The 23,737-nt window shown below is 49.4% G+C and carries 29 protein-coding genes and 1 pseudogene; 14 read left to right on the top strand and 16 right to left on the bottom strand.

Annotation, left to right across the window (positions count from 1 at the left end):
• Positions 1 to 11: 11 nt before the first annotated feature.
• The gene (locus KNP03_RS11935; protein ID WP_214829526.1) at positions 12 to 1,031 is read right to left on the bottom strand and encodes an ion channel; all 1,020 of its coding nucleotides are present in this window, start codon (positions 1,029 to 1,031) and stop codon (positions 12 to 14) included.
• Positions 1,032 to 1,136: 105 nt separating this feature from the next.
• On the opposite strand from KNP03_RS11935, the gene KNP03_RS11930 reads away from it, so the two are divergent.
• From KNP03_RS11930 to KNP03_RS11915, 4 genes are read left to right on the top strand one after another with little or no spacing between them, the layout of a single operon-like run.
• Positions 1,137 to 1,595 carry a hypothetical protein gene (locus KNP03_RS11930; RefSeq protein WP_214829525.1) on the top strand — a complete coding sequence of 153 codons (459 nt, stop codon included), beginning with the start codon at positions 1,137 to 1,139 and terminating at the stop codon, positions 1,593 to 1,595.
• Positions 1,592 to 1,948, top strand: a complete 357-nt coding sequence (locus KNP03_RS11925) for a hypothetical protein (protein WP_214829524.1) — start codon at positions 1,592 to 1,594, stop codon at positions 1,946 to 1,948. The genes KNP03_RS11930 and KNP03_RS11925 overlap by 4 nt, the downstream gene beginning before the upstream one ends.
• Complete coding sequence (locus KNP03_RS11920; RefSeq protein WP_214829523.1) at positions 1,945 to 3,168, top strand: glutathionylspermidine synthase family protein; 1,224 nt, start codon at positions 1,945 to 1,947, stop codon at positions 3,166 to 3,168. Before KNP03_RS11925 ends, KNP03_RS11920 begins: the two co-directional genes overlap by 4 nt.
• A gap of 3 nt (positions 3,169 to 3,171) precedes the next feature.
• The gene (locus tag KNP03_RS11915) at positions 3,172 to 3,585 is read left to right on the top strand and encodes a DUF350 domain-containing protein (RefSeq protein ID WP_214829522.1); all 414 of its coding nucleotides are present in this window, start codon (positions 3,172 to 3,174) and stop codon (positions 3,583 to 3,585) included.
• 44 nt (positions 3,586 to 3,629) lie between these two features.
• On the opposite strand, the gene KNP03_RS13520 is transcribed toward KNP03_RS11915, so the two are convergent.
• Together KNP03_RS13520 and KNP03_RS11905 are read right to left on the bottom strand one after the other, a co-directional pair.
• Entirely contained in the window at positions 3,630 to 3,974 is a 345-nt protein-coding gene (locus KNP03_RS13520) for a GNAT family N-acetyltransferase (RefSeq protein WP_240544599.1), read from the bottom strand.
• 360 nt (positions 3,975 to 4,334) lie between these two features.
• Positions 4,335 to 5,435 carry a globin domain-containing protein gene (locus tag KNP03_RS11905; protein WP_214829521.1) on the bottom strand — a complete coding sequence of 367 codons (1,101 nt, stop codon included), beginning with the start codon at positions 5,433 to 5,435 and terminating at the stop codon, positions 4,335 to 4,337.
• A gap of 187 nt (positions 5,436 to 5,622) precedes the next feature.
• Between KNP03_RS11905 and KNP03_RS11900 the strand changes: the two genes are divergently transcribed.
• On the top strand, positions 5,623 to 6,063 hold the full coding sequence (locus KNP03_RS11900; protein ID WP_214829520.1) for an RrF2 family transcriptional regulator: 441 nt from the start codon (positions 5,623 to 5,625) through the stop codon (positions 6,061 to 6,063).
• Between the two features lie 23 nt (positions 6,064 to 6,086).
• On the opposite strand, the pseudogene KNP03_RS11895 reads toward KNP03_RS11900, so the two are convergent.
• A pseudogene (locus KNP03_RS11895) lies at positions 6,087 to 6,311 on the bottom strand (VOC family protein); the annotation flags it as partial.
• Between the two features lie 181 nt (positions 6,312 to 6,492).
• Here KNP03_RS11895 and KNP03_RS11890 point away from each other — a divergent pair.
• The 4 genes from KNP03_RS11890 to KNP03_RS11875 all read left to right on the top strand — a co-directional run bounded on the left by KNP03_RS11890 (position 6,493) and on the right by KNP03_RS11875 (position 11,088).
• Positions 6,493 to 7,926, top strand: coding sequence for an MATE family efflux transporter (locus tag KNP03_RS11890; RefSeq protein WP_240544598.1), 1,434 nt, complete (start codon positions 6,493 to 6,495; stop codon positions 7,924 to 7,926).
• Positions 7,910 to 10,195 (top strand): bifunctional glutamate--cysteine ligase GshA/glutathione synthetase GshB, encoded by a 2,286-nt coding sequence (gshAB, locus tag KNP03_RS11885; RefSeq protein ID WP_240544597.1) that lies wholly within the window; start codon positions 7,910 to 7,912, stop codon positions 10,193 to 10,195. Before KNP03_RS11890 ends, gshAB begins: the two co-directional genes overlap by 17 nt.
• Positions 10,196 to 10,258: 63 nt before the next feature.
• Complete coding sequence (locus tag KNP03_RS11880) at positions 10,259 to 10,591, top strand: ArsR/SmtB family transcription factor (RefSeq protein WP_214829519.1); 333 nt, start codon at positions 10,259 to 10,261, stop codon at positions 10,589 to 10,591.
• Positions 10,588 to 11,088 (top strand): SRPBCC family protein, encoded by a 501-nt coding sequence (locus KNP03_RS11875; protein WP_214829518.1) that lies wholly within the window; start codon positions 10,588 to 10,590, stop codon positions 11,086 to 11,088. The genes KNP03_RS11880 and KNP03_RS11875 overlap by 4 nt, the downstream gene beginning before the upstream one ends.
• Positions 11,089 to 11,130: 42 nt before the next feature.
• On the opposite strand, the gene KNP03_RS11870 is transcribed toward KNP03_RS11875, so the two are convergent.
• The 6 genes from KNP03_RS11870 to KNP03_RS11845 all read right to left on the bottom strand — a co-directional run bounded on the left by KNP03_RS11870 (position 11,131) and on the right by KNP03_RS11845 (position 16,286).
• Positions 11,131 to 11,502 (bottom strand): YidH family protein, encoded by a 372-nt coding sequence (locus KNP03_RS11870; RefSeq protein WP_214829516.1) that lies wholly within the window; start codon positions 11,500 to 11,502, stop codon positions 11,131 to 11,133.
• A gap of 186 nt (positions 11,503 to 11,688) precedes the next feature.
• The gene (locus tag KNP03_RS11865) at positions 11,689 to 12,249 is read right to left on the bottom strand and encodes a hypothetical protein (protein ID WP_214829514.1); all 561 of its coding nucleotides are present in this window, start codon (positions 12,247 to 12,249) and stop codon (positions 11,689 to 11,691) included.
• 16 nt (positions 12,250 to 12,265) lie between these two features.
• Positions 12,266 to 13,459 carry an FAD/NAD(P)-binding oxidoreductase gene (locus tag KNP03_RS11860; protein WP_214829512.1) on the bottom strand — a complete coding sequence of 398 codons (1,194 nt, stop codon included), beginning with the start codon at positions 13,457 to 13,459 and terminating at the stop codon, positions 12,266 to 12,268.
• A gap of 230 nt (positions 13,460 to 13,689) precedes the next feature.
• Positions 13,690 to 14,754, bottom strand: coding sequence for a threonine aldolase family protein (locus KNP03_RS11855; protein ID WP_214829510.1), 1,065 nt, complete (start codon positions 14,752 to 14,754; stop codon positions 13,690 to 13,692).
• A gap of 56 nt (positions 14,755 to 14,810) precedes the next feature.
• A complete protein-coding gene (locus KNP03_RS11850; protein ID WP_214829613.1) occupies positions 14,811 to 15,791 on the bottom strand; it encodes a zinc-binding dehydrogenase in 981 nt (326 codons plus the stop codon).
• A 3-nt stretch (positions 15,792 to 15,794) separates the two neighbouring features.
• Entirely contained in the window at positions 15,795 to 16,286 is a 492-nt protein-coding gene (locus KNP03_RS11845) for a lactoylglutathione lyase family protein (RefSeq protein WP_214829509.1), read from the bottom strand.
• Between the two features lie 123 nt (positions 16,287 to 16,409).
• Here KNP03_RS11845 and KNP03_RS11840 point away from each other — a divergent pair, with 123 nt between their 5' ends.
• Complete coding sequence (locus KNP03_RS11840; protein ID WP_214829508.1) at positions 16,410 to 16,718, top strand: winged helix-turn-helix transcriptional regulator; 309 nt, start codon at positions 16,410 to 16,412, stop codon at positions 16,716 to 16,718.
• A 28-nt stretch (positions 16,719 to 16,746) separates the two neighbouring features.
• Here KNP03_RS11840 and KNP03_RS11835 read toward each other — a convergent pair whose 3' ends face one another.
• Positions 16,747 to 17,127 (bottom strand): VOC family protein, encoded by a 381-nt coding sequence (locus KNP03_RS11835; RefSeq protein ID WP_214829507.1) that lies wholly within the window; start codon positions 17,125 to 17,127, stop codon positions 16,747 to 16,749.
• Positions 17,128 to 17,210: 83 nt separating this feature from the next.
• Here KNP03_RS11835 and KNP03_RS11830 point away from each other — a divergent pair, with 83 nt between their 5' ends.
• Positions 17,211 to 17,690 carry a GNAT family N-acetyltransferase gene (locus tag KNP03_RS11830; RefSeq protein WP_214829506.1) on the top strand — a complete coding sequence of 160 codons (480 nt, stop codon included), beginning with the start codon at positions 17,211 to 17,213 and terminating at the stop codon, positions 17,688 to 17,690.
• A gap of 79 nt (positions 17,691 to 17,769) precedes the next feature.
• Here the strand turns inward: KNP03_RS11830 and KNP03_RS11825 are convergent, their stop codons facing one another.
• Positions 17,770 to 18,600 (bottom strand): TerC family protein, encoded by an 831-nt coding sequence (locus KNP03_RS11825; RefSeq protein WP_214829505.1) that lies wholly within the window; start codon positions 18,598 to 18,600, stop codon positions 17,770 to 17,772.
• 253 nt (positions 18,601 to 18,853) lie between these two features.
• Here KNP03_RS11825 and folE2 point away from each other — a divergent pair, with 253 nt between their 5' ends.
• Positions 18,854 to 19,762, top strand: a complete 909-nt coding sequence (gene folE2 / locus KNP03_RS11820) for a GTP cyclohydrolase FolE2 (RefSeq protein WP_214829503.1) — start codon at positions 18,854 to 18,856, stop codon at positions 19,760 to 19,762.
• A gap of 36 nt (positions 19,763 to 19,798) precedes the next feature.
• On the opposite strand, the gene KNP03_RS11815 is transcribed toward folE2, so the two are convergent.
• The 3 genes from KNP03_RS11815 to pta all read right to left on the bottom strand — a co-directional run bounded on the left by KNP03_RS11815 (position 19,799) and on the right by pta (position 21,355).
• Positions 19,799 to 19,963, bottom strand: coding sequence for a hypothetical protein (locus KNP03_RS11815; RefSeq protein WP_214829501.1), 165 nt, complete (start codon positions 19,961 to 19,963; stop codon positions 19,799 to 19,801).
• Positions 19,963 to 20,262: a rhodanese-like domain-containing protein gene (locus KNP03_RS11810; protein WP_214829500.1), complete on the bottom strand. Its 300-nt coding sequence runs from the start codon at positions 20,260 to 20,262 to the stop codon at positions 19,963 to 19,965. Before KNP03_RS11810 ends, KNP03_RS11815 begins: the two co-directional genes overlap by 1 nt.
• Before the next feature lie 103 nt (positions 20,263 to 20,365).
• Complete coding sequence (pta, locus tag KNP03_RS11805) at positions 20,366 to 21,355, bottom strand: phosphate acetyltransferase (protein WP_214829499.1); 990 nt, start codon at positions 21,353 to 21,355, stop codon at positions 20,366 to 20,368.
• Positions 21,356 to 21,693: 338 nt separating this feature from the next.
• On the opposite strand from pta, the gene hemQ reads away from it, so the two are divergent.
• Together hemQ and KNP03_RS11795 are read left to right on the top strand one after the other, a co-directional pair.
• On the top strand, positions 21,694 to 22,470 hold the full coding sequence (gene hemQ / locus KNP03_RS11800) for a hydrogen peroxide-dependent heme synthase (protein WP_214829498.1): 777 nt from the start codon (positions 21,694 to 21,696) through the stop codon (positions 22,468 to 22,470).
• A 74-nt stretch (positions 22,471 to 22,544) separates the two neighbouring features.
• The gene (locus tag KNP03_RS11795; protein WP_214829497.1) at positions 22,545 to 22,697 is read left to right on the top strand and encodes a hypothetical protein; all 153 of its coding nucleotides are present in this window, start codon (positions 22,545 to 22,547) and stop codon (positions 22,695 to 22,697) included.
• A 3-nt stretch (positions 22,698 to 22,700) separates the two neighbouring features.
• On the opposite strand, the gene KNP03_RS11790 is transcribed toward KNP03_RS11795, so the two are convergent.
• Positions 22,701 to 23,639: an ATP-grasp domain-containing protein gene (locus KNP03_RS11790; RefSeq protein ID WP_214829496.1), complete on the bottom strand. Its 939-nt coding sequence runs from the start codon at positions 23,637 to 23,639 to the stop codon at positions 22,701 to 22,703.
• Between the last annotated feature and the right edge of the window lie 98 nt (positions 23,640 to 23,737).

Below are 23,737 nucleotides of genomic sequence, written 5' to 3'. Positions count from 1 at the left end.
TCATCCTTTCTTTAAGACAAACGTTCAAACACATCATCGTGGCAGACGACATAAAGCATGTCAGACGGCGCGACCGGTTCATTCAACATGGCCGCCACGTCCATCCGGTCATTGATCGCAATTAACGTCACCCCTTGGTTGAGCAACGCCTCGTTCGCCTGGCGCACGTTCGCCCATTCCGGCTTCGCATGCAGCGCATGAATGTTCCCGCCGGATTCTTTACTGAGCAACTGACGGAAAATGGCGGTCGTCCCCGGTTGGAGCGTCGCTTTCGCCATCAACAGTGACACCGAGTCATTCGCCAAAATAAAATCATCGACATCCACATGCTTGAACTTTGAGATGTTCCGCTCCTCGCATACCTCGACGATTGTATGCAAGTCGATCTGGTATTCCGTCGCCAACGCCTCGACCGCAGACGCAATCAGTAATGACTTCCCGTCTGCGAGGAGCGTCTCTGTAATTCGTGCATCCGCAAAAATGGCGACGCGACGCGCCTTTAAAATATTCGCCTGGAGCAACACCGCTTCATCCGAAGCATCGCCACTCACAAAATGGATGTTTTCGTGCACGTATGGCTCTTCTTTCAACTGGTCGATCAAGACAATCTTCGTCTTCGGCTCATGCATGAGCACCTCGTCGATTGCTTTTTTCGTTTTCGGGGACCACCCGATATATACGTAATGCCCTTCTCCGCGATACACTAGCTTTCCCTCCCGTTTTAAACGTTTATACGTAGACCCGACTTCTACCAATCTCCCGATCAATGTCCCGATGACACCGATCCCAAACATGAACAGGAAAATCCCGAGCCATCGTCCCGCCACGGTCGTCGGGTAAAAATCACCATACCCTACCGTCGTGAGCGTCGTCATCGTCCACCAAAATGAATCAAACACCGAGTCGAACGTCTCCGGTTCTACTATGTACCCGAGGAATGTTCCAATTAAAATAATCCCGAGGGATGTCAAACCGATACTTAAAAACGATAATTGGGACAACCCCCGCCAGATTCGAAATACAAATTGCACTGTTTCCGCCTCCTTCTCTCTTCTATACTAAACCTATACCAAAAAAGATTCACGAAACCATTGTGACATTTCTCCCGTATAAATAGAAAAAGGAAGGACTGACCTATGCATTCGATCGTACTAGAGTATCGTCTCTATAAAAATGAACTGGCTTTCGAGCCACTGTACCACTATACGTCACTCGGGCTCGACGAAGTGCTTGCTCGCCGCGAGTGTGAATTTTTCGTCAAAGACGGAATGACCTACAAACAGCGTTCTTCCGCCTTGGAGGGCGACCAATACTTTTTGATTTATGTAGACCGGTACACAGAAGGACCCGCCGACAAAAAAGAGACGGATGAAATCAAAGTGGAGATCCGGACGCTCGACGACCGCTTCGACAATCCGTTGCTCGAGGCCTATTATGTAGACCGTCATCTTGACGCCCTCGCGATGCTCGGGAGCCAATACGTTTACGTCGCGGGCAAGGAATACGAACGAGATTCGGCAGAGACGGACGAGGACCGCGGGGTTTATGTCCTTTACGTCACACCGACTGGGTATGAATTGGAGGAAGAATCATGAAAAGAAGCAACAAAATTTTGAGCGGACTTTCCGCTGCTGTCTTGACGACATCGCTCGCCGCGTGTGGAGATGGCTACGAAGAGGCGTCTCTCCCGGAAGAGCCAACCGGGTACGAATGTGATGATTGGGACTGGGACGACGTGACCGAATCGTATTATTGTGATGATGACCGTTCCCCTCATTACGGGAGCTACTTTCTCCTCGGCAGTTTATTCCGTTCCAAGAGTGCATTGAAGAACTCATCTTCCTATAAAACCTATAAAGCAAATGGCGGCGCGACCGGTGCCAGCTTCAATTCAGGCACGTCGAAGTCAGGACTCGGTTCCGGCTCCAAAGGTGGATTCGGCGGATGACGCGCGACGAGCTATATGGCCGAATCCCTTATTTTTGGCCCGATTTAAACGATGAAGAGTATGCGCTTTACGACTGTTTCGAAATGACGGCGGAACATGTTTCCTTGATTCGGGAGGCGACCCGAGCCGTCGATGCCATTTTTCGAAAAACCAATCGGCTGCTGCGCACCCTGCCGGATGAAACGCTCCTGCTCCTCGGCTATCCCGAAGCGAGTCTGCCTTTCATCCGTGACAAGGCCATTCCGCAAGAAACCATCATCGGTCGCTATGATTGGATTGTAAAAGACGATCAACTCAAATTGATGGAGTTCAATGCAGACACGCCGACGTTCATCAAAGAATTGTTTGACGTGAACGGTTACGTCACCGATGCGTTCGGATTGAACGATCCGAACAAACAGTCCGTCCTACAATTGAAAGAAGAGCTGCGAAAAGCGATCGTGGCTGCCTGGCAACGACTGAAGCGGGAAGGCACACCGAAAATCGTGTTCACCGCCCATGACGATGACATCGAGGACAAATGGACGTCACGTTTCTTACAGGAGACGCTCGACTTGCCGTCCGAATTCGTCCCGCTTCACCTGTTACTCGTTGACCAGGACGGCGTGTACACACCGGCCGGCGAACGAATTGACATCTTATACCGCCAGACGTACCCAATTGAACATCTCGTCGACGACCGCTCTCCTGACGGGGATCGAATCGGCATTCGCCTCCTCGAACTCAATCAACAAAAAGTCGTCTCGCTCCTCAATCCCCTCTCTGCGTTTCTCATGCAGTCCAAAGGGGTTCAGGCGCTCATCTGGGAATTATATGAGACAGAGACGTTTTTCGATGAAGCGGAGCGGGACATCATTCATACGTATTTTTTACCGACTTACTTAGAAGCGGCACCATTTTTCGGACAGGCCGACTACGTCAAGAAACCAGCCTTCGGACGCGAGGGCGATTCGGTCATTCTCTATACAAAAGACGGACGACCGTTTCATAAAGAAGCGTTACAAACGTACGCAGAAGAGACCGCCGTCTATCAACAGTTCATCGAATTGCCGACACGAATGACCCAAACGATGAAAGGCTTAACGGAAACGCACGTTATGGTCGGTTGTTTTTGTTTGAACGGTCGTCCGTCCGCACTCGGCGTCCGCGCCGGCAGCAAAATCACCAATAATCATTCGTATTACTTAGCCGTCGGCACACCATCACACGAAGGAGCATAAAACATGACACTCATCACACTCGATTCGATTTTGAGTTTCCTCGCCCATCTCGGGACAGGATTCGGCCTTGTACTCGCCGGACTCATCATTTTCGCACTGACGACCAAGTATTCAGAACGCCAATTGATCAAAGAAGGCAATCTCCCCGTCGCGCTCAAGCTTTGGGGCAAGGCGCTCGGACTGGCCATCGTCATTTATACCGTCTGGGCGAACAGCATCAATCTTCTTGACGCCTTCATCTGGGGCATCGTCGGAATTATCGCCCAGGTACTTGCTTTTTGGGTGTTTGAATACATCCTCACCCCTGGCGTCAATCTGGAGAAAGAAGTAGAGAACGGGAACATGGCCATCGGCTTCAGTCTTTTCTCCGCTTCGATCGTCGTCGGCATCATCGTCGCCGCGAGTTTGACCTACTAAAAACAGCCCGCATCCCGTTTGTCAGGATGTGGGCCATTTTTAATTCATACCTTTACATAATCCTCCTGCAATAGACCATAAATCGCGCAATCTTTATACTGATTTTTGGCATTGCGAATCATATGTCTCACCATTCCTTCTTGCTCCATCCCGTTTTTCCGCACGATGATGCCCGATGCCGGATTATCAATATTATGTGCTGCAGATATTTTATGGATGTTCATCTTTTTAAAACCAAAATCTAGCACGGCTCCCAACGCCTCGGTCCCATAACCTTTGTTCCACCAATTGAAGCCGATGGCATACCCCACCTCGCAATTCTCCGTCAGGGAATCAAAATTAAAAAGATCAATGGCCTCAATCAATTCCCCCGTGGACTTCAATTCCATACCCCAATAGCAAAACTCCAATGAATCATAGAGTCAACCACTTCATTCACTCTGTCCACAGTTTCTGAAATCGATTGATGCGCCCCCCTGATTAAATGATCCATGACCCGTTCGTCACTCAACCAATGATGAAAGATCGTTTGCGCCTCGTCTCTTCTCACCCTTCGAAGATGTAACCGTTCGGTCTCCAGTCTGACCGTCCCTAAAAAGTGAATCATCTATTCCCCTTCTCTCTTCCTGATATCGAATCTGGTCTTATTCGTCAATTCGCGAATACATTCCTCCTCGTCTGATAAAAAAGCCGTTCAGTTTGGGAGGCTTCCCTTCTGAACGGCTTTTTTAAGTGATTGCGAATTGTGATTATGCCTGCACAAGGTTTGCTGATGGTCCGAAAAATTCGTAACGTGCATTTGGAATGACACGCACGACTGTTTCCATCATGGCATTCGGACCACACGTGTATACATCGTGTCCCTCGAAGTCGAGTTCTTCGAGTTGCTTCTCGCTCAAGCATCCTGATACTTCATCCACATGTGTGCGCAATTGAAGTCCTTCGTTCACCAATTCATCGAGTTCGTCTCCAAGTGGACGGAGCGACATACTCCGCACTGCATGTAAAAGTGTGACCGAACGCCCTTGACGCACTGCTGTCTTCGCCATATTGAAAAGTGGTGTGATACCGATGCCACCCGCGATCAATAGAAGCGGCCGGGTTGTCTGTTCTAAGACGAACTCTCCCGCTGGCGCACTGACGGGAATCTCGGTGCCAATCACTTGATTGTGGAGCCAGTTCGACACGAGTCCTTCTGCTTTTGGTGCGATCCAGTAACCATCTTCTGTCGTTTCAACAACACTATATTGACGATGATGCAAGATTTCCTCTCCCGGGATGCGTGCCTGGATCGACACATATTGCCCAGGCACTGCCGTACCGACTACTCCATCGTTCGCCACGAGACGGAACCGTTTCACCTCGGGTGTTTCTTCAATGATTTCCGCTATCGAAAATGATTTGAAACCAAGCCATGGTGCTTCATCGTAGAGCTTTTCCTCTAATGAGATAAAGATGTCTGCAATGACACCATATGCTTTCGCCCATGCATCGATGATTTCCGGAGTGGCCGCTTCACCGAGCACCTCCTGAATTGCCCCAAGTAGATTCGCTCCGACAATCGGATAATGCTCCGCTCGAATGTTTAAGCTCTTATGTTTGTGAAGAGCTGGTTGAATGGCCGGTAAAATCGCTTCAAGTCGGTCGATATGTAGCGCTGCCGCATAAACGGTATTCGCCAGGGCTTCCGGCTGACGTCCACGTTTTTGGTTTGTATGATTAAAGAATTGACGAACTTCAGGATTGTTTTCAAACATGCGTTTATAAAAATGTTTCGTGATGGTGACCCCATGCTCTTTTAACACAGGAGCGGTTGATTTGACGATTTCGATTGTTTGTTGATCTAACATCGTGATTCCCCCTTTTTTAAGTACATGTACATTATGTGAGGTATATCACCTTTAAATCAATATATTAAATACTTCTTTAAAACATCGTTCACCCTTTCGACTTGTTTTGGTCAATGTTTTTTCACATTTGTTGAAATCGCACATTCCCCTGTTGTCTTGTACAATGATAAAAGAGAGGTGACCGATTATGCGACTCACGCAAACGTGCGATTACGCACTCCGAACACTTATGTATAGCGCCACATTTTCGCATCGACTTGTCACGATTCAAGAAGTGGCAGACCAATATCAAATTTCGAAGAACCACGTCATGAAAGTTGTCTATGAACTTGGAAAGCACGGCTATCTCGAGTCAGTGCGTGGCCGCGGCGGCGGCTTTCGACTTGCTCGTCCGATGGCAGAGATTAACGTCGGAGATGTCGTCCGGACGATGGAACCACTTGAACTTGTCGAGTGTTTTGGTGAAGGGCATTGTGTCATCGCACCTGCATGTGATTTACGAAGTGTGTTGAATGAGGCGATGCTGGCGTTCTTTCATGTGCTCGACCGATACACGATTGCCGATCTCGTCGCCAATCGAACGAATGAACTCGGCATGCTACTAGGCATACAAAACCCGACGGACTGAAAATAGGCCGTCGGGTTTTTCGATTATATCGGTTTTAACTTCGCTTCGATTTCCGCCCGTCCCGCCTCAAGAAACGGCGGCAAGGCGAGTCGATCTCCGAGTGCTTCGATGGATTCATCCGTCGCGAACCCCGGTTCATCTGTCGCCAGTTCCACTAAGATCCCGCTCGGTTCGCGGAAGTAAATCGACTGAAAATAGTAGCGGTCAATCAGACCGGAGTGACTGATACCGTGTGCATCGAGCGTCTCATTTGGTATATCCGTACCTATTTTTATGGGGTCGTTCATGTTCTATCCGTTGTTTGAAGATGCCCTCCCCACTTATCCAATCTACGCCCTTGCTTCAACGCTGATCATCGCGATACTCGTTTACATGACGACTTGGATTCGTGCCTATACACATTAAGGAATTCGCCCTGAATTCCTTTTTTTGTGTCGATTTTTTATCAAGTCACCTCTCTCGATTGCTAATCTGTTTCCATCGTGCTTATATATAACTAAATGGTTATATATAGTAGAAAAGAGGTCTTGTTTTGTGAAAACCGTTGATTTGACGACCGGATCGGTACAGCGTGTCATTCTCACGCTCGCCCTGCCGCTCGTCGGTAGCTCACTCTTACAGTTCACGTATAGTCTCGTCGATATGTTTTGGGTCGGTGCACTCGGAAGTGATGCCGTCGCCAGTATCGGGGCGGCCAGTTTTTATATCTTACTCGGACAGGCGATTCAGTCACTGATTGTCGTCGGCGCAGGAATTAAAGTCTCTCAGGCAGTCGGAAAGCGTGATGACTCACGCATTCAGCGTTACGTTCGGGCCGGACGACGCGCGAACCTGATGCTCGGCCTTCTATTCGCCGGAGTTCTCGTTTCAACCGGTCCGTACTTGATTGGATTTTTAAATATGCAGGACCAAGGCGTCGAAGAACTCGCCTACCGTTACTTACTCGTCAGCGCACCGATGCTTGTTTTTTCTTTCTTCAACCTGCTGTTCGCACGTCTATTCAGCGCTTACGGCAACACGACGACGGCGATGCGGATTAACGCGACCGGAGTCATTTTGAACATGGTTCTCTCCCCGCTTTTCATCTATCCGCTCGGTCTCGGCGTTCTCGGGGCGGGAATCGCGACACTTGTCGCAAACATTGTCATGTTCGGCTTCTTCTGGCATCGTGCCCATGCCTTATTTCAATGGAAAAAGACGGTCATGCCGACATCTGAGGATTATAAAGAGCTTCTACGGCTCGGGTTCCCGATGGCGACGCAACGTGTCCTCTTCACCGTCATCGGCATCATTCTCGGCCGGATGATCGGTACGTACGGCACCGAGGCGATTGCCGCTCAACGGATCGGTCTTCAAATCGAATCGATCGCCTATATGATGATCGGAGGGCTGAACGGGGCGATTGCCAGCTATACCGGGCAAAACCTCGGGGCACAAAAAGTCGAACGCGTCCATGAAGGATATCGGGTCACCACCCGTCTTGGAATGCTGTATACCGGACTCATCATGCTCGTCTTCCTTCTCGTTCCGGATACTCTGATCGGGTTATTCGTGGAGGATGCCCGGACGATCGACATCGGAGCCAGTTACCTTCAAATCATTGGATTTTCTCTCGTGTTCGCTTCCCTTGAAATGATAGGAAACGGCTACTTTTCCGGACTCGGTTTGCCAAAAATTCCAGCCACCATTTCCATCGTCTTTACGGTCGCCCGGATTCCCCTTGCACTGCTACTGGAACCTTACCTTGGGATCGATGCAATTTGGTGGAGTATCGCGCTCTCGAGCGTGATCAAAGGACTCGTGTCCGCTCTCTATGTTCAATTTACGAAAAAGGAAGTGACTTCCCTTGCAGAAACGGTTTGAACAACTCCCGAAACACTTGCGCATGAGCGGTGAATTCGCTCTCGAGCGTGAGATGCTACGTGTCACGAAAGACGGGGCGCTCGCTTTGACGGCACACCCTTCGTCTCTCGGAGACAAGGCCACCCACCCGTATATCACGACCGATTTTTCCGAGAGTCAGATTGAATTGATCACGCCCCCGTTCCCGACCCTCGAGGCGGCACATCAGTTTTTAGAGACGCTCTATGACATTACGGCTCTTCATATCGGGGATGAACGTTTATGGCCTCAGTCGATGCCATGCCCTTTACCGGACGGTGAAGCCATTCCAATCGCCAACTTCGGAACTTTCGCGCCGGATGCCGGGATGTATCGGGAACACCTCCTTCATAAATATGGGGCGAAACAGCAGTTGATCTCGGGCGTTCATTTCAACTTTTCATTCTCTGATGATTTGATTGCCGCCTTACACGAGGGGTCACCCGAATGTTACCCGCACTTTAAAAATTCACTCTATCTCAAACTCGTCCGTAACTATTTACGATTCCGCTGGTTGATCGTGTATTTACTCGGTGCGACCCCCGCGGTCCACACGAGCTATGAAGAACGGTGTGTCAGCCGGATGCAGGCAGTAAACGAAGATGTGTATTCGAACCAGATTGCCCTCTCTTACCGAAACAGCGATTGCGGCTATACGAACATCGAACCGCTTTACCCGAACTATTCGTCTCTTCAAGGTTATACGAGCAGTGTACGCCACTTTATTTCGCAAGGCGATATCGTCACCCCAAACGAATTGTATTCGCCGGTCCGTCTGAAGACTTCACGGGGTGGAAATGATTTATCGAACCTTGAGCACGATGGGATCGATTATATCGAGATTCGTAATATCGACCTGAATCCGTTCGAGAAGACAGGCATCGCCCGGAAGGATTTACAATTTCTCCATGCTTGCCTGCTCTACTGGACGTTCAAGGAGGAGACTTCGTTTCCTGATTGGCAGGCCGAGGCGTTTTCTAATCAGCAACGCGTCGCCAAGGAAGGGTTGTCTCCTGACTTGATGTTGCATCGTGATGGAAATGAGGTTTCCCTGCAATTATATGCACAGGAGCTCCTCGATGAGATCGAGGCATTTCACTCGCTTTCTCCCGAACTCGAGGACGTCTTCTCAGCCATGCAAGCGCGCATCAAGGACATTGACCTGACCTATTCATCCAAAGCCACCGCCGCCATGACGAAAGACGGCTATACGCAATGGTCGCTCCGTCAAGCGGAAACGTTCTACCAGGACGCCTACGCCAACCGTTTCCGTGTCCATGGTTATCTCGATTTGGAGTTGTCGACCCAGGTGTTGATGAAAGCCGCCTTGAAGCGGGGATATAGGGTCGACGTCATCGATCGGGGCGATCAGTTCATTCGCATTCGCCACGGTCAACACGTCGAGTACGTCAAACAAGCGACGAAAACCTCGAAGGACAACTATGTGTCCGTCCTCATGATGGAAAATAAAACGGTGACAAAGCACATTTTGGCCGAGCGAGGCATTCGAGTGCCTGAGGGCGTCGAGTTGAGACAGGTTCAGGACCTGCTCGAGGTGTGGAATGCATACGAGCAGCGCCCCATTGTCTTAAAACCAAAATCGACGAACTTCGGCATCGGCATCCACATCTTCAAAGACGGTGCCACACGCGATGAGGTAATTGCCGCCTTTCATCATGCGAAGTCGTTCGACGAGGTCGTTTTGCTCGAGACGTTCATACCCGGTAAAGAATATCGTTTTCTCGTCATCGGGGATGAGGTCGCCGGTGTCCTCCACCGCGTCCCGGCGAACGTGACCGGAGACGGCGTGTCGACAATCCGCGAACTCGTCACAAAGAAGAACGAAGACCCGCTTCGGGGAAAGGGGTACAAGACCCCGCTTGAAAAAATCGAGATCGATGACATCGTAATCTCGTTTTTGCATGCACAGCATAAAACCCCGGATGACATTCTTGAACACGGTGAACGAATTTTCCTACGAGAAAACTCCAATATTAGTACGGGTGGTGACAGCATCGACTACACGGACTCGATGCCTGAGACGTATAAAAAAATTGCGGTCGATGCAGCAAAATCGATCGGTGCGACCATATGCGGCGTCGATATGATGATCCCTTCTCTCACGGACGAATCGATCGATTACGGCATCATCGAACTGAACTTCAATCCTGCGATTCACATCCATGCCTATCCTCATGAGGGGACCGAACGACCGATTGGAGAAAAAGTGCTCGACTTGTTGTTCTCTTAACAATATTCCTTGTTTGGAATATTCCAAATCGGGAATATATAAATAAGAGGACGGTGACGAAACATGGAGGAGCAACTTGTATCGTTGTTTCAAGCGTTAGCCGACCCGAATCGTCTGCGAATCATCGATTTGTTGCGCGAACAAGAATGGACGGTCGGGGCGATGGCTCGACAACTGAACATGAGTCAACCACAGACGTCCAAGCATTTGCGTATTCTTCATGAGGCAGGTCTCGTATCGGTCACCATCGATGCGAATCGCAGGCGGTACGCTTTGAATCGTCAAGCGTTTCAAGCAATGGATGCATGGCGGACGTACATCGAACGGGAAACGTCACGACTCGATCGGTTAGAGGCGTTTTTAGAGGAGTCACACCGAGAGGAGAATTTAGAATGAGTACTGTCAAATCACATGTAGAAGGCACGACGCTCGTGATCGAACGGATTTTCAATGCGCCACGGCAACTCGTCTTTGAGGCGTTTTCCACCCCGGCCCACCTTGAGGCCTGGTGGGGACCAGCCGGATGGAAAACCGACGTCCACGCGTTTGAATTCAAACCCGGCGGCATTTGGCATTATTGCATGACGTGCATCGACAAGGAACAAGGTGATTTTTACGGCATGGAGTCGTGGGGCAAGTCGACGTTCATCGACATCGACCCATACGCCCGAATCGTCTATACAGATGCTTTTTCGGACGCGAGCGGACACGTGAATCCGGACATGCCGGTCATGACGATTACAAATGAGTTCGTCGAGACGCCAGAAGGAACGTTGCTCATCAGCCGTTCTGAGCTCCCAGATGAAAAAACACTCAAACAAATAATCGATATGGGTTCCATCGAAGGCTATTCTTCTCAGCTCGATCGTCTCGACGCGATCCTTTCGCAATAAACAACAAACACCGCCACTCCCGAAGTGGCGGTGTTGTCATGTTTAAAACAAAAAGTAACTCACAATCAAAATGAGCGAAAAGATGAATACCATCCCAATTGCCAGGGCAACGAGACTCATCTTCGCCGATTTGAACTGTTGCGTGTTGATGGTTTTCACTTTCTTTAAATAGGAACGTGTCCCGACGAGAATCGTCGCAATACCGAATAAGATGGACAACATGCCGATCACGGTGATGATTTGATGCTCCATCGCACTCAAATTCTCACTTCGATAGTAGTGAAAATTGGTGACTAAAAAGCCAATCCCGATCACGGTGATGGCTGTACGAATCCAGGCAAGGAACGTACGCTCATTCGCCAAGTGTTGTTGAATGTACTGTGAATCGATCGTCTTTTCTAAATCAAACTTCATTCTTTCTCCTTCTTTCTTCACCTTTTCCATGAATCAGTCTTTACCCTCATCATACCCCTAGGGGTAAACGATGCCAACCATTCCGCTTTTCCCATAAAAAAAACGGACGTGATCACATCACGCCCGAAAAACTGACAACATGGAGCTCGATTTAGTTTGAAAAGCGAGCGTTCATCTTTTGAGGACTCACCGCTTCGCTGACCGTTCAGATAATACGTCGATCGTCGCCTGCATATATTTGAGTCCGTGCTGGACAGACGGCTCTTTCAGCCATTTCATGAGCGAGAACAAGGTGATTTGTCGATCGTCTTCCGCTACACGACGCTGCACTTCTTCGAACGTAGCGCGAGACCATTCGACTTTTTCTTTTGCAGGTGTCACGTATTCCTCGACGCGTCGTCCGATCAATTCTTTTGTTTCTTCATCCTGGTACACGTCTTTCGCAAAGTCGAACATCGCTTCGAGTTGGTTCGTCACTTGCAGTAACATCGGTAATTTTTCGATTAACTGCATCGCTGCTTCTAGCGTCTCGACTTGAATGTTCGAGGAATCCATCACGCGATCGAGTTTATCTTTCACTTCTTCGTCTTGAATTGTCGCCATACCGAAATCGACCGCGTCTTCTAAGCGTCGTAAGGATTGTTCAATCTTCGGTAAGCGATCCACGAGGGAGATGAGCGCCTGCTCGACATCCGGTCGTGTCAACACGGTTTCGACGGTTTGTTCTTCTGTTGTTGAGCGTTCCATTCTTCTCTCCCCTTTCTCACATCGTCCCATTCAGCATGCCATTCCAATATAAAAGTGGAAGAAAATCTTTTTTCAGGATGTACATGCTGTGGCGCTCTTTCGCCTGATTGAACGGCATCGACTCTTGCGGTACTTTTTCATAGTCAAATTCGGCAAGGATTAGTGAGTTGTAACCTGTTACGATCGGACAGGACGAATAGCCATCATATGTGGCGACCGGGACTTTTCCGTACATTTGGTCGAGCAGATTGTGCACGACGACAGGTGCTTGTTTGCGAATGGCAGCCCCGGTCTTCGAAGTAGGTAAATTCGTACAATCTCCAAGGCCGAACACATTTTCATAGCGTTTGTGCTGTAGCGTGTACTTGTCCACATCCAGCCATCCGCCCGCGTCCGCTAGTTTGCTTTCACGGATCGATGCCGGCGCCTGCATTGGCGGCGTGACATGAATCATGTCATAGTTCATCTCGAACGTCTCATGCGAATCCAGGTTTTCAAAGACGGCGACCTTTTCATCTGCTTTGATTTCCGTCAAATTGACGCGGAAATGGGTCTCGATTCGTTTTCGGTCCAACACCTTCTCAAGCGCCTCTCGATATTTAGTGACATCGAAGATAGCAGGGTTTGCCGAACCGAAGACGATGTTACTGTTTTCCCGTACCCCCGATTTCGAGAAGTAGTCTTCCGCCAAGTACATGATTTTTTGCGGTGCGCCTCCACACTTCACTGGAGACGCCGGATGGGTGAACAGAGCCGTTCCGCCCTCAAAACCACGCAACGTTTCCCACGTGTAATCCACGTGTTCATATGAATAGTTACTGCACACTTGTTTCGTACCGAGCGCTTCTTTCAACCCTTTGATTCGCTCCCAGTCGATTTCGATTCCGGGAGAAACCACGAGATAGTCGTATTGAATCGAACCGTTATCTGCCGTCTCCACTTGATTGGCTTCAGGGTCAAAACCGACCACACGGTCCTGCAACCAGATGGCTCCGTCAGGAATGAGTGACATCATCTCCCGAACGGATTCTTCTTTCTTGACGGCGCCAGCTCCGACAAGTGTCCAAAGCGGCTGATAATAATGCTTCGTCTCAGGGTCAATCAACAGGATATCATCCGCCAAATGACGTTTTTCACGAAGCATTCGAGCAGCGACACTGATCCCCCCGGTTCCTGCTCCTACGATGACGACTCGATAATGTTTACGCATAGCGCAATTCCCCTTTCGTCTTCAATTTCACACATGTTGTTCTTCCCTAACCCGTACACGTCTTTCCCTTCATAACAATATTGAAAGCGCATACACAAAAGGTCATGAGATGTCTTCATTCATGATCTTAACTTCAATCTCATTATACCCCACCAGGTATAATAAGTGTAATATATAGGTATGAAGAAATTAAAAAAACTGAAGAAACGTTTGTTTCTTCAGAAAGGGTTTCACAGGCGGACAAGCGCGTCGATCAAGCGATCAATTTCTTCTTCTGAGGCTTTACCGAACGCATCTCCAATACTAATTTCAGTTGAACAATAGCCGTCTTTCGGCACGATATATCCAATCAGTCCAATACTCGTCTCTTCCTGCGCAACCTGAATGCGTCGTGCGACCGTTTCCGCGTCTCCATTCCAGTGAAGATGGAACATGTTGGTGACCGGTACACCCGGGGTCGTCCACACTCCATCGATTGCGTTTAGCCGTTCAGCCAAGGATTGTGCTTGCTCCATATACGACTGCATCCGATCCTTACGCAGCTCGTAATAATAATCGGAAGACAGAATATATGGATACAGGCTGATCAAATCACCCCCGTAACGGCGCTTCCAAACTTTCGACGTGTCGCAGAATGAAGTCGGTCCGGCTAAGATGGCCCCCGCGATTCCGCCGATGCCTTTATAGAACGAGACGTACACACTATCGAACAACGCGCATACTTCGGCTGCCGTTTTTTGATAGTGGGGGAGAGATTCGAATAATCGCGCCCCGTCCAAATGTAGATGGATGCCCCGCTCTTTACAATGACGGCTGATGGCGACCAGTTCATCAAACGATGGCAGTTCACCGCCGATTTCACGTTGCGGCAACTCCAGGAGTAGACAAGCAATATCCGGCAACGCTTCGATTTCTTCCAGTGTCATGAGTCGGTTCGCCTCACCGACTAAAAGCGGTTCGATGTGATGGAGTTCTTTTAATCCATCCTGCTCATGAATTTCTAAATGAGAGAGTGGATGGTAAGCGACCGTGCGTTTCCCCGTTTCGTCGCACCAAATCCGTAACGCAATCTGTTGCGCCATCGTCCCGCTCGGAAAAAAGACCGCCGCTTCTTTCCCGAGGTCACCGGCCAGCTTTTCTTCGAACTGCCGAATGACTTTTCCCCGTCCATACTGATCGCTCGGCTCTTCATCACTCACTTGCTCCAACGCACGTTTCAACATCCCGACTTCGCGCTTCCCATGTCCGTTCAGATGGACGCTTGCGTAGTGGTACGATTCGGCCAACTGTTCCATTCCTTCCCCTCCAATGCAATATAGACTCCCTGTCAGTATAACAGGAAGTCTACGATTTAGTTCCGGACGCGAACAATCAGTTTCCCACGGACTTTCCGTGTCTCCAACTGCTCCAACCCTTCTTTCAATTGTTCAAACGGCAACACGTCCGTCACGAGATCTTGTAACTCGCCCGCCTCTAAAAGTGCCAGCAGTTCTTCCGCCATATACGATAAGTTTCGAATCGCATGCTCATTCCCGCTCGCATGTGCGGCGCCCAGTGCGACCTCATGAATCGACGGAGACAACGTGAACCCTTTCATATTCGACAGATCAGGCGGACCTGCAATATGCGCGAGATGTCCACTATACGCGAGGCGGTCCAAGTCGGCTGTCGCGACGTCACGTCCGACCGTGTTCAAAATTAAATCGACCCCACGGCCATGGGTCTCTTCCATAATCCGTTCTGTGACATCCTCGACGTTGTAATCAATCATCACATCCGCACCGAGGGATTCGACCCAGTCGAAGTTTTCCGGAGATGCTGTCGTGAATACTTTCAAACCTAGCCGTTTTGCGAGCTGAATCGCAAATCCGCCGACACCACCTGCACCGGCATGAATTAAAATCGTTTCTTTATCCCGTGTGTTCAACTTCTGCATGATGGCCTCATATGCCGTCATTCCCGCACAGAGGATCGAAGCAGCCGCTTCATCACTCACCGTCTCCGGGACGACGGCACAGGCACGGGCATCGACGACCGTATATTCAGCGAACCCACCGTATTTCGTCAAATCCGTGTGTACGGCCACGCGTGCCCCTGTAATGATGTTGGCGATGCTTGAGCCGACTTTCACGACTTCTCCGACGAGGTCGACCCCTAATATATGCGGATATGACCAATTCGGATTCCCGTTCGAACCGACTTTATAATCGACAGGGTTTAAGGCGACCGCCTCCACCCGAATCAACAGTTCACCTGCCTCAGGCTCTGGTCGTTCTATCTCACCTAGGTGCAAGTGTTCAAGACCAGGCTCATCCAACAACCAAGCTTTCATCATTTAGTATGCTCCTTCCGAATACGTGAGCTCATAAGAGTGTGAGTAAATTTCGACAAGGTTGCCGAACGGGTCTTCACAGTACACCATGCGGTACGGTTTTTCTCCTGGGTAATATTCCCGGATCGGCATGCGCTGTTTCCCGCCATGGGCAACGATTTTCTCCACAAGCCCCTCGATATCCGGGTCTTGGACACAGTAATGGAAGATCCCAGTCTTCCAAAACTCGAAGTTATCCTCCGGCGTCTCATTGTTCGGGAATTCAAACAGTTCGATTCCGATCCCGTCACCTGTCGACATGTGGGCGATACGGAATTTACCCCAACCTGGTCCGAAAACGTCTGTGCACATCACACCGATTGGTGAATCATCCTCGACAACATCGGATGGCGTCATAATCGTGTACCATCCCATGACCTCTTCATAAAACTTAACTGCCTCTGTTACGCTCGGTACAGAAAGGCCGATGTGTGAAAATATTCTTGGATACGTCATAGTTGATTAGCTCCTTTTCTTTTTGTTTGCTCATTTTGGTGGATAACGATAAGATACCTTCATCGAAACAATAAAAAAAGTACGCACATTGAAGTAACTACCCGAAAGTGAGGCATCCTGAACATGACGACATCGTTCCCTGTTAACCGTGCTCTTGAGATTATTGGCGGCAAATGGCGACCGCAAGTGTACTGTACCCTGCAAGATGGTCCCCGCCGTTTTTCTGAGATTCAACGTGCCATCCCGGACGTCAGCCGCAAAGTGTTGACTGACCAATTGCGTGAGCTCGAACAGCTCGGGATGGTCCGTCGCATCGACTATTCAACCGAAAAACAACTCCATGTCGAGTATTCGTTGACAGAAGAAGCCCGGGGACTGCAACCCGCGATGAATGCGCTCTGTTCGTGGGGCGAATCACATGACGAAAAATAAATCCCAGCCGAATCCGGCTGGGATTGTTTTATGAAGCGAACAAACTGATCAAGTTTCCGTCTGCATCGAGAACGATCGCATAGCGTTGCCCCCAGAACGCATCCCACGGCTCGCGATAAGAACGATATCCTTTCGCCACGATTTCGTCATGTAAACGGTCAAGTGCTTCGCGACTCTCACACAAAAAGGCTAATTCAATCCGGTGACCTTCAGACGGCTTCCATTCCCCGTACACGGATTCGGCTACTTCCACCGTATCAAACGCGAGGCGGACGCCACCCTGGTCGATTTCGACATGCGCTTCCTCATTCGCTGATTCCGGGATATCAAAACCGAGCGTCCGGTAAAAATCGAGAGACTGTTTCATTTCCGTCACGACAACCCCAACCATATCTAATTTGACTGTCATCCATCTCACTCCCCTATTCCATTTCTTGATACTATAAAGAGTGTACCATGCTGATTTAGAAATAAAGGAGATGGAATCAGTCAATGACCTATACCTTTCGACCGATGTCCCAAGTTCAAGCTGAAACAATCGCCTTCCAGTGGCGCTATGATGACGATTATGCATTCTACAACATGGACGCCGACGAAGAGGATTTAGCTGCTTTCTTAGATGCCAAACAACGTGGTGACAAGACATTCGCCATCTTCGATGACGATGAGCTAGTCGGGTTCGTCATCCTTCAATTTTCCGATGCACAAACCGTCGAAATCGGACTCGGGATGCGCCCAGACCGGACGGGGAATGGGCAAGGAAGAACATTCATCACCTCCATTTTACATTGGATTGAAACAACTTATGGACCGAAAACTGTCACATTAGCTGTCGCCACATTTAATGAACGGGCCATTCGTGTTTATCGAGCATGTGGATTTGAATCAACCGGAACGTTCTTGCAGGAAACAAACGGTGGGACATATCTGTTTCAATCCATGAGTCGGTCATCCGCCCAGGACAGACAATAGTCAGTCTGTGGCACTCGCGAAGCCTGAGATTCTTTCAGCATAAAAAAATCCAGCTTCTCCATGGAGAAGCTGGATTTTTTTAGTGTTTGACCGCAGCTGGTTTTGAAGAGAACCAGCCCCATACGGCGATTCCAACCATGACAGACCAGAAGAAGAGCGTCCATCCCGTCGAGTGGACAAATCCGTCCGGAAGGCCCATGAACTCGAACGGCGTCCCTTCAATCATCGCTTTAAACTTCGGATGTTCGAGCACGAGGACAACGAGTTTCACCCCGACCCAGCCGACGATCACGAAGGCTGCCGTCTCAAGCGATGGGCGTTGATGTAACAGCTTGACGAAGATTCGGGCTGCAAACCGCATTAAGATGACACCGATGAGACCACCCGTCAACACGAGGAAGAATTGACCCGAGTCGATCCCGCCGATTGTTCCGAGTCCAAGTGGCTTCACACTGACAGCGAGCGCTACAGCGGCAAGAATCGAGTCAATGGCAAACGCGATGTCTGCAAATTCGACTTTTGCGACCGTCCACCAAAATTCTTTCTTCGTCACCGGTTTTTCTGTCACCGCCGCCTCTTCTTTCGCTTCTATCGGAAGGTCTTGCTTCGGATCCACCCCTCGCGCCTTGTGCGTTTTATACAAGTGACGCGCACTCATACCAATCAAGTAAAGGGCACCGAGCGCTTGAATCTGCCAGACGTCGATCAAGAATGAAATCAGGAACAAGGCGATAAAACGAAATACGAACGCCCCTAACAATCCATAGAATAGTGCCTTTTTCTGTTCGGTACGTGGCAAGTGCTTAACCATGACGGCCAAGACGAGCGCGTTGTCTGCAGACAACAGGCCTTCGAGACCGACGAGTACAACGACGATCCAGGCATACTGCAGAAGTAACTGCCAATCCATTAAAACCTCTCCTTTATCTCAATTCATTCATATTTAACAGTGATCTATTTTTTAAGTTCACAGGACCATTTTATTCCCGTTTTTCCTGTAAATCAATCCTCGTTCTTCAATAAATGAAGTTTTTTCTTTCCGTTTTACAGATTCAAAACATGTTTGGAGAGCAAATTCATACCCGGTCCACCTCGGTTTCGTGATAAAATCCTAACAAGAACGAGTGGTACCTTGTACCTCTCTGAAAAAGGAGAATCCGAATATGTCTACAAGCCATGTTGCTTTACCTACAAAAGCAGAACGACATAAATTGTTCGGGTCGGTCCCACCGATTAAAGGAACAAAACCGACCGAGAAAGAACAAATGGTCGATTTACAAAATACACCGAAAAATTTCTTATTCGCGCTCGACAGCGTCGGCATCTCAAACGTTAAACACCCCGTCAACATTGAGACACCAAACGGCGTACAATCGACGGTCGCAACGTTCGAGCTGACGACATCACTCGTCCAGGACCGCAAAGGAATCAACATGTCCCGTTTAACCGAACAACTCGATGCCTACCACCAGCAAGGCTGGACGATCTCGAACCGTACTTTGATCGAGTTCGCCCAGGAGCTCGCAGAACGTATGGAACAAACGGAAGGTCAATTGACTGTCCGCTATCCATGGTTCTTCACGCGTAAAGCACCGGCTACCGGTCTCAGCGGGTTGATGAATGCAGATGTCATGCACCGTGTGACATACAACCTCGAGACAGGGACTGCGAGCGTCACGGTCGGTCTCATCATCAACGTGACGACCCTTTGCCCATGCTCGAAAGAGATCAGCGAGTATAGTGCGCACAACCAGCGCGGCTATATCACGATCGAAGCCGGTCTCGACGAAACATCGCTCGACGGCTTTGACTGGCGGGTTGCGTTGCTTGATGCAGCGGAATCAAACGCCTCGGCACCGCTCCATCCGGTCCTCAAACGCCCTGATGAGAAACGTGCGACAGAAATCGCCTACGAAAATCCCCGCTTCGTCGAGGACATGGTGCGCTTGATTGCAGCAGACCTTTATGAGTTGAAAGAAGTCGTCAACTTCTTCATCGAGTGCCGGAATGAAGAATCCATTCACCAACACGATGCCATCGCATCGATTACGTTCGATAAGCGCGAAAACTAAAAGAACGAGTGTGGTCTCAAAGGCCACACTCGTTTTTCATGTATTTAAAACGAGCTGCACCGTCAATAGGACGATGATGAGCATGACCCAAACCGCCCAGACGAGCCGCCACGTTCTCCAATCAACCCGCTTCATGACAGCGTATATCGTTCCGAATAAGACGAGCAAGAGCGGAATGACGACCCACGGATTTTCTAACATCACGCTTCCACGTCACCGTCCCACGCAAGCATGCCGCCTTCCACGTTCACAACCTGAAACCCTTGAGATTCCAAATAGTCACACGCCCGTTGGCTGCGACCTCCTGAACGGCAGACCACGTGGTAGACGTTATCTTTCGCTAACTTTTCGGTCACGTCCGGAAACTCCGAAAGCGGATAAAGCGGCACGTTCGGGATATGCCCCGCCTCGTACTCGTCCTCTTCCCGTACATCGATTACATGAAGTGACTCCCCGTTCTCCAACTTTTCCCGTAATTCTGTCGCATGAATGCTTTGCATGATGATTCCCCTTTCAAATAGAAACTCCTTTATTAGTTTACCTCAGTCCTAACGTGAAAAAACATAAAAAAAGCACCCTTCCTCAAAGAAGGATGCTTGAATCTTATGCTTCGTTACGCTCGTCGATGGCTTGAGCCGCTGTGATGAGCGTCAACTTGTAGACGTCTTCTTCGTTACAGCCACGTGATAAGTCGTTCACCGGTTTGTTGAGACCTTGAAGAATCGGACCAATCGCTTCGAATCCACCAAAGCGTTGGACCATCTTGTACCCGATGTTCCCTGCTTCGAGACTCGGGAAGACAAATACGTTTGCGTTCCCCGCAACGTCAGAACCTGGTGCTTTTTTCGCCGCTACGCTAGGGACGAATGCCGCATCAAACTGGAGTTCCCCATCGATTGGGAGGTTCGGTGACTTTTCTTTTGCAAGGCGAGTCGCTTCGACGACCTTCTCTGTTTCAGGTGATTTTGCTGAACCTTTTGTCGAGAAGCTGAGTAAGGCAACTTGTGGATCGATTCCGAACGTTTTTGCCGTTGCCGCTGATAAGAATGCATTTTCAGCGAGATCGGCTGCGTCCGGAGCGATGTTGATTGCGCAGTCTGAGAAGACATACTGCTCATCATCACGGACCATGATGAAAACGCCCGATGTTTTTTTGATGCCTGGTTGCATCTTGATGATTTGGAGAGCCGGACGGACCGTATCGGCTGTCGCATGCATCGCTCCTGAAACGAGCCCTTCCGCTTTTCCAGTGTGAACGAGCATCGTTCCGAAGTAGTTGACGTCTGAAGTAAGAAGCTCACGTGCCTGTTCGACCGTCGCTTTTCCTTTACGACGCTCAACGAACGATTCGACGAGGACATCGATGTCTTCGTATGTCGCTGGGTCGTATTGTGTCAAACCTGAAAGGTCAAATCCATGCTTCGCAGCGACCGCTTCGATGTCCACTTTCGCGCCGACGACGATCGGCTCGACCATTCCGTCTGCCTTCAATCGAACAGCGGCTCCGAGAACACGCTCATCGACACCTTCCGGGAAGACGATGGTCGGACGAACCGGGCTGACTTTCTGCTTCAACGTTTCAAATAATTTCATAACGAATGGACCCCTTTTCTCAATTTACATCAATAAATCTATTGGCTTTGCTGTTGACTTGTGTCTTTACGCGTTTTCAATTATACACAGTACCCTTTTCAAAATAAACTATTCTGCCCATTTCGTCATAAATCGCTTGAAATCAATCATTATATGGATAGAACAGTTGCGACAAAACCACTGATACAGCTTATTCTGAAGCCGTTTTCATTTTCATTTCCAATACTTCTTTACCCGATTCCGATTGTGATTACCCTCACAGTGTTTCAAATTTGCCTGTGTCCGAAGTCTGTATGATAAAATAAACAGCGAAGCCAAGTCCCGAAAGGAGTTTTTTTATGTCAGAACGTCCAGTACCGACAACCAATACGCAACACGCCGCCGCCACATTAGACGGTTGGTATTCACTTCATGATTTCCGTACCATCGATTGGGCCCGACTCAAGCTCGTCGATGCGGCAACACGTCAGGAAATGATCAAGGAATTCACGGATTTCCTTACTTCGCTTGAAGAAGTCGAGACTCGTGGAGAAGGGAGTCATGCTTTCTACTCGATCCTCGGTCAAAAAGCGGACCTCGTTTTGATGGTCCTCCGCCCGACGTTCAAAGAGCTCGAGGAAGTGGAGCGCGCGTTCCGCCAAACAAAACTATATGATTATATGATTCCATCTTATTCTTATGTCTCGGTCATCGAGCTCGGAATGTACCGTAGTACGGGTGAAGAAGACCCGTATCAAAACCCGCATATCCGCGCACGCTTGTACCCGACGTTACCGAAGGCAGCTCACATTTGCTTCTATCCGATGAGTAAAGCACGCCGCGACGGGGACAACTGGTACATGCTCTCCATGGATGAGCGCAAAGACCTCATGTACCGCCACAGCATGATCGGTCGTAGCTACGCAGGTAAAATTCAACAGTTCATCGGCGGGTCTACCGGATTCGACGCATGGGAATGGGGCGTCACGCTCTTCGCAGAGGACTCGCTCCAATTCAAGAAAATCGTCTACGAGATGCGCTTCGATGAAGTAAGCGCGAAGTATGGCGAGTTCGGAGACTTCTACGTCGGAAACATCCTTCCGAAAGAAGAGCTCGGCACTTTCTTTACTGTTTAAAGGTTTATGTGTATAACACCTCGGGAATCATGAGTAGTGAAGGCAAGTTATCATGATCAACGAGGTGAACAACGATGCGCGTGTTCAAAGAATCAGATCGAGACACTGCGGAACGTTTAGATTCGTTCATCGAACGAATGGCACCGACAGCAGAATTGGTTCAACATCGATTTGAAGAGCAATTGAAACATACACATACACAGCAAAAGGGTCAGGCAAACGCCTGACCCTTATTTTTCGACACCGACTTTGAGCGTTTCTCCGAGTAACTTCGCCAATTCGAGCATCCCGAACTGCCCGACTCTTGCTTCCGCGTCCGAATTGTAGTTCGTATTCGTGTTGACATCGTAGGCGTAGACCTCGCCGTCCCGGTCACGAATGATTTCAATTCCGGCAATGTCGATTTGATTGTTCATTAAGAAGTGTTCCAATTGCGGAATGATGGGGTCATCGAACCCTTCAACGATCTCAAACTTGGCCGGTGGCGTCTCTCCGACCGGGCAAAATTGATCTTCGATGGAGCAAGCGTCTGCCGGACAGAGCTCAAACCCTTCCGAAGTGTCGACCCGTACCGCATACAAGAACTTTCCTCCGATGAACTCACATCGCGTGATATACGGCTCCGGCGCTTCGATATACTGCTGAATCAACGTGATGCCGTCGATCGAATCTTCGAACGAGGGACCGTAGACGTACTGACGGAGGCTCTCAATCGTATGGAACAATTGGACCCCGAGACCTTTTCCGGCCCGGTTATGCTTCGTAATGAATGGGAACATGCCCAATCGCTCTGCCGCTTCGATAATCTGTTCTTTTCCGACAGCTGCGATTGTCTTCGGCACCCGGATGCCTGCTTTTCGAAGGGCTGTGTATTGGTTCACCTTACTGACCTCAAGTCGAATCGCTCGCGTACCGTTCAACACCTTCCGGCCGTTCGCTTCTAACCAAGCCAGCACGCCTTCTGTCAGTTCCGGTGCATAGCGATGACCGCGTGTGTGGGACGACGCACTCATCCGATTATAAAAAACACCTTCTGGTGGCGGCGAATCAATGTCGATCACACCGCGGTCTAAATGCCACAACTCGTAAGGCAGGTTTAATTGTTCGAGACGTTTGACGAGATGGTTCGTCCATTCGTCATTCTCATGCAACACATGAATTTTTGACATCGTCATCCCCCTTTATAGATGTCCCTACTTTACCACATCTATAACATACAATTCCAATATGCTTTATCAACAATCTCTGTTCCTGAATCTACATCATG

It is taken from the genome of Exiguobacterium algae, from assembly GCF_018617875.1.
In the GTDB taxonomy this organism is placed as follows: domain Bacteria; phylum Bacillota; class Bacilli; order Exiguobacteriales; family Exiguobacteriaceae; genus Exiguobacterium; species Exiguobacterium algae.
The sequence above is the reverse complement of the archived record's forward strand: the minus strand, read 5'-3'. Positions and strand labels throughout refer to the sequence as shown.

What these genes read in the sequence shown, in the direction of transcription:
- KNP03_RS11930 (WP_214829525.1), top strand. Translation starts at nt 1,137, where the DNA reads ATGCATTCGATCGTACTAGAGTATCGTCTCTATAAAAATGAACTGGCT.
- KNP03_RS11925 (WP_214829524.1), top strand. Translation starts at nt 1,592, where the DNA reads ATGAAAAGAAGCAACAAAATTTTGAGCGGACTTTCCGCTGCTGTCTTG.
- KNP03_RS11920 (WP_214829523.1), top strand. Translation starts at nt 1,945, where the DNA reads ATGACGCGCGACGAGCTATATGGCCGAATCCCTTATTTTTGGCCCGAT.
- KNP03_RS11915 (WP_214829522.1), top strand. Translation starts at nt 3,172, where the DNA reads ATGACACTCATCACACTCGATTCGATTTTGAGTTTCCTCGCCCATCTC.
- KNP03_RS13520 (WP_240544599.1), bottom strand. Translation starts at nt 3,974, where the DNA reads ATGGAATTGAAGTCCACGGGGGAATTGATTGAGGCCATTGATCTTTTT.
- KNP03_RS11905 (WP_214829521.1), bottom strand. Translation starts at nt 5,435, where the DNA reads ATGTTAGATCAACAAACAATCGAAATCGTCAAATCAACCGCTCCTGTG.
- KNP03_RS11900 (WP_214829520.1), top strand. Translation starts at nt 5,623, where the DNA reads ATGCGACTCACGCAAACGTGCGATTACGCACTCCGAACACTTATGTAT.
- KNP03_RS11880 (WP_214829519.1), top strand. Translation starts at nt 10,259, where the DNA reads ATGGAGGAGCAACTTGTATCGTTGTTTCAAGCGTTAGCCGACCCGAAT.
- KNP03_RS11875 (WP_214829518.1), top strand. Translation starts at nt 10,588, where the DNA reads ATGAGTACTGTCAAATCACATGTAGAAGGCACGACGCTCGTGATCGAA.
- KNP03_RS11870 (WP_214829516.1), bottom strand. Translation starts at nt 11,502, where the DNA reads ATGAAGTTTGATTTAGAAAAGACGATCGATTCACAGTACATTCAACAA.
- KNP03_RS11865 (WP_214829514.1), bottom strand. Translation starts at nt 12,249, where the DNA reads ATGGAACGCTCAACAACAGAAGAACAAACCGTCGAAACCGTGTTGACA.
- KNP03_RS11860 (WP_214829512.1), bottom strand. Translation starts at nt 13,459, where the DNA reads ATGCGTAAACATTATCGAGTCGTCATCGTAGGAGCAGGAACCGGGGGG.
- KNP03_RS11855 (WP_214829510.1), bottom strand. Translation starts at nt 14,754, where the DNA reads ATGGAACAGTTGGCCGAATCGTACCACTACGCAAGCGTCCATCTGAAC.
- KNP03_RS11850 (WP_214829613.1), bottom strand. Translation starts at nt 15,791, where the DNA reads ATGAAAGCTTGGTTGTTGGATGAGCCTGGTCTTGAACACTTGCACCTA.
- KNP03_RS11845 (WP_214829509.1), bottom strand. Translation starts at nt 16,286, where the DNA reads ATGACGTATCCAAGAATATTTTCACACATCGGCCTTTCTGTACCGAGC.
- KNP03_RS11840 (WP_214829508.1), top strand. Translation starts at nt 16,410, where the DNA reads ATGACGACATCGTTCCCTGTTAACCGTGCTCTTGAGATTATTGGCGGC.
- KNP03_RS11835 (WP_214829507.1), bottom strand. Translation starts at nt 17,127, where the DNA reads ATGACAGTCAAATTAGATATGGTTGGGGTTGTCGTGACGGAAATGAAA.
- KNP03_RS11830 (WP_214829506.1), top strand. Translation starts at nt 17,211, where the DNA reads ATGACCTATACCTTTCGACCGATGTCCCAAGTTCAAGCTGAAACAATC.
- KNP03_RS11825 (WP_214829505.1), bottom strand. Translation starts at nt 18,600, where the DNA reads ATGGATTGGCAGTTACTTCTGCAGTATGCCTGGATCGTCGTTGTACTC.
- folE2 (WP_214829503.1), top strand. Translation starts at nt 18,854, where the DNA reads ATGTCTACAAGCCATGTTGCTTTACCTACAAAAGCAGAACGACATAAA.
- KNP03_RS11815 (WP_214829501.1), bottom strand. Translation starts at nt 19,963, where the DNA reads ATGTTAGAAAATCCGTGGGTCGTCATTCCGCTCTTGCTCGTCTTATTC.
- KNP03_RS11810 (WP_214829500.1), bottom strand. Translation starts at nt 20,262, where the DNA reads ATGCAAAGCATTCATGCGACAGAATTACGGGAAAAGTTGGAGAACGGG.
- pta (WP_214829499.1), bottom strand. Translation starts at nt 21,355, where the DNA reads ATGAAATTATTTGAAACGTTGAAGCAGAAAGTCAGCCCGGTTCGTCCG.
- hemQ (WP_214829498.1), top strand. Translation starts at nt 21,694, where the DNA reads ATGTCAGAACGTCCAGTACCGACAACCAATACGCAACACGCCGCCGCC.
- KNP03_RS11795 (WP_214829497.1), top strand. Translation starts at nt 22,545, where the DNA reads ATGCGCGTGTTCAAAGAATCAGATCGAGACACTGCGGAACGTTTAGAT.
- KNP03_RS11790 (WP_214829496.1), bottom strand. Translation starts at nt 23,639, where the DNA reads ATGTCAAAAATTCATGTGTTGCATGAGAATGACGAATGGACGAACCAT.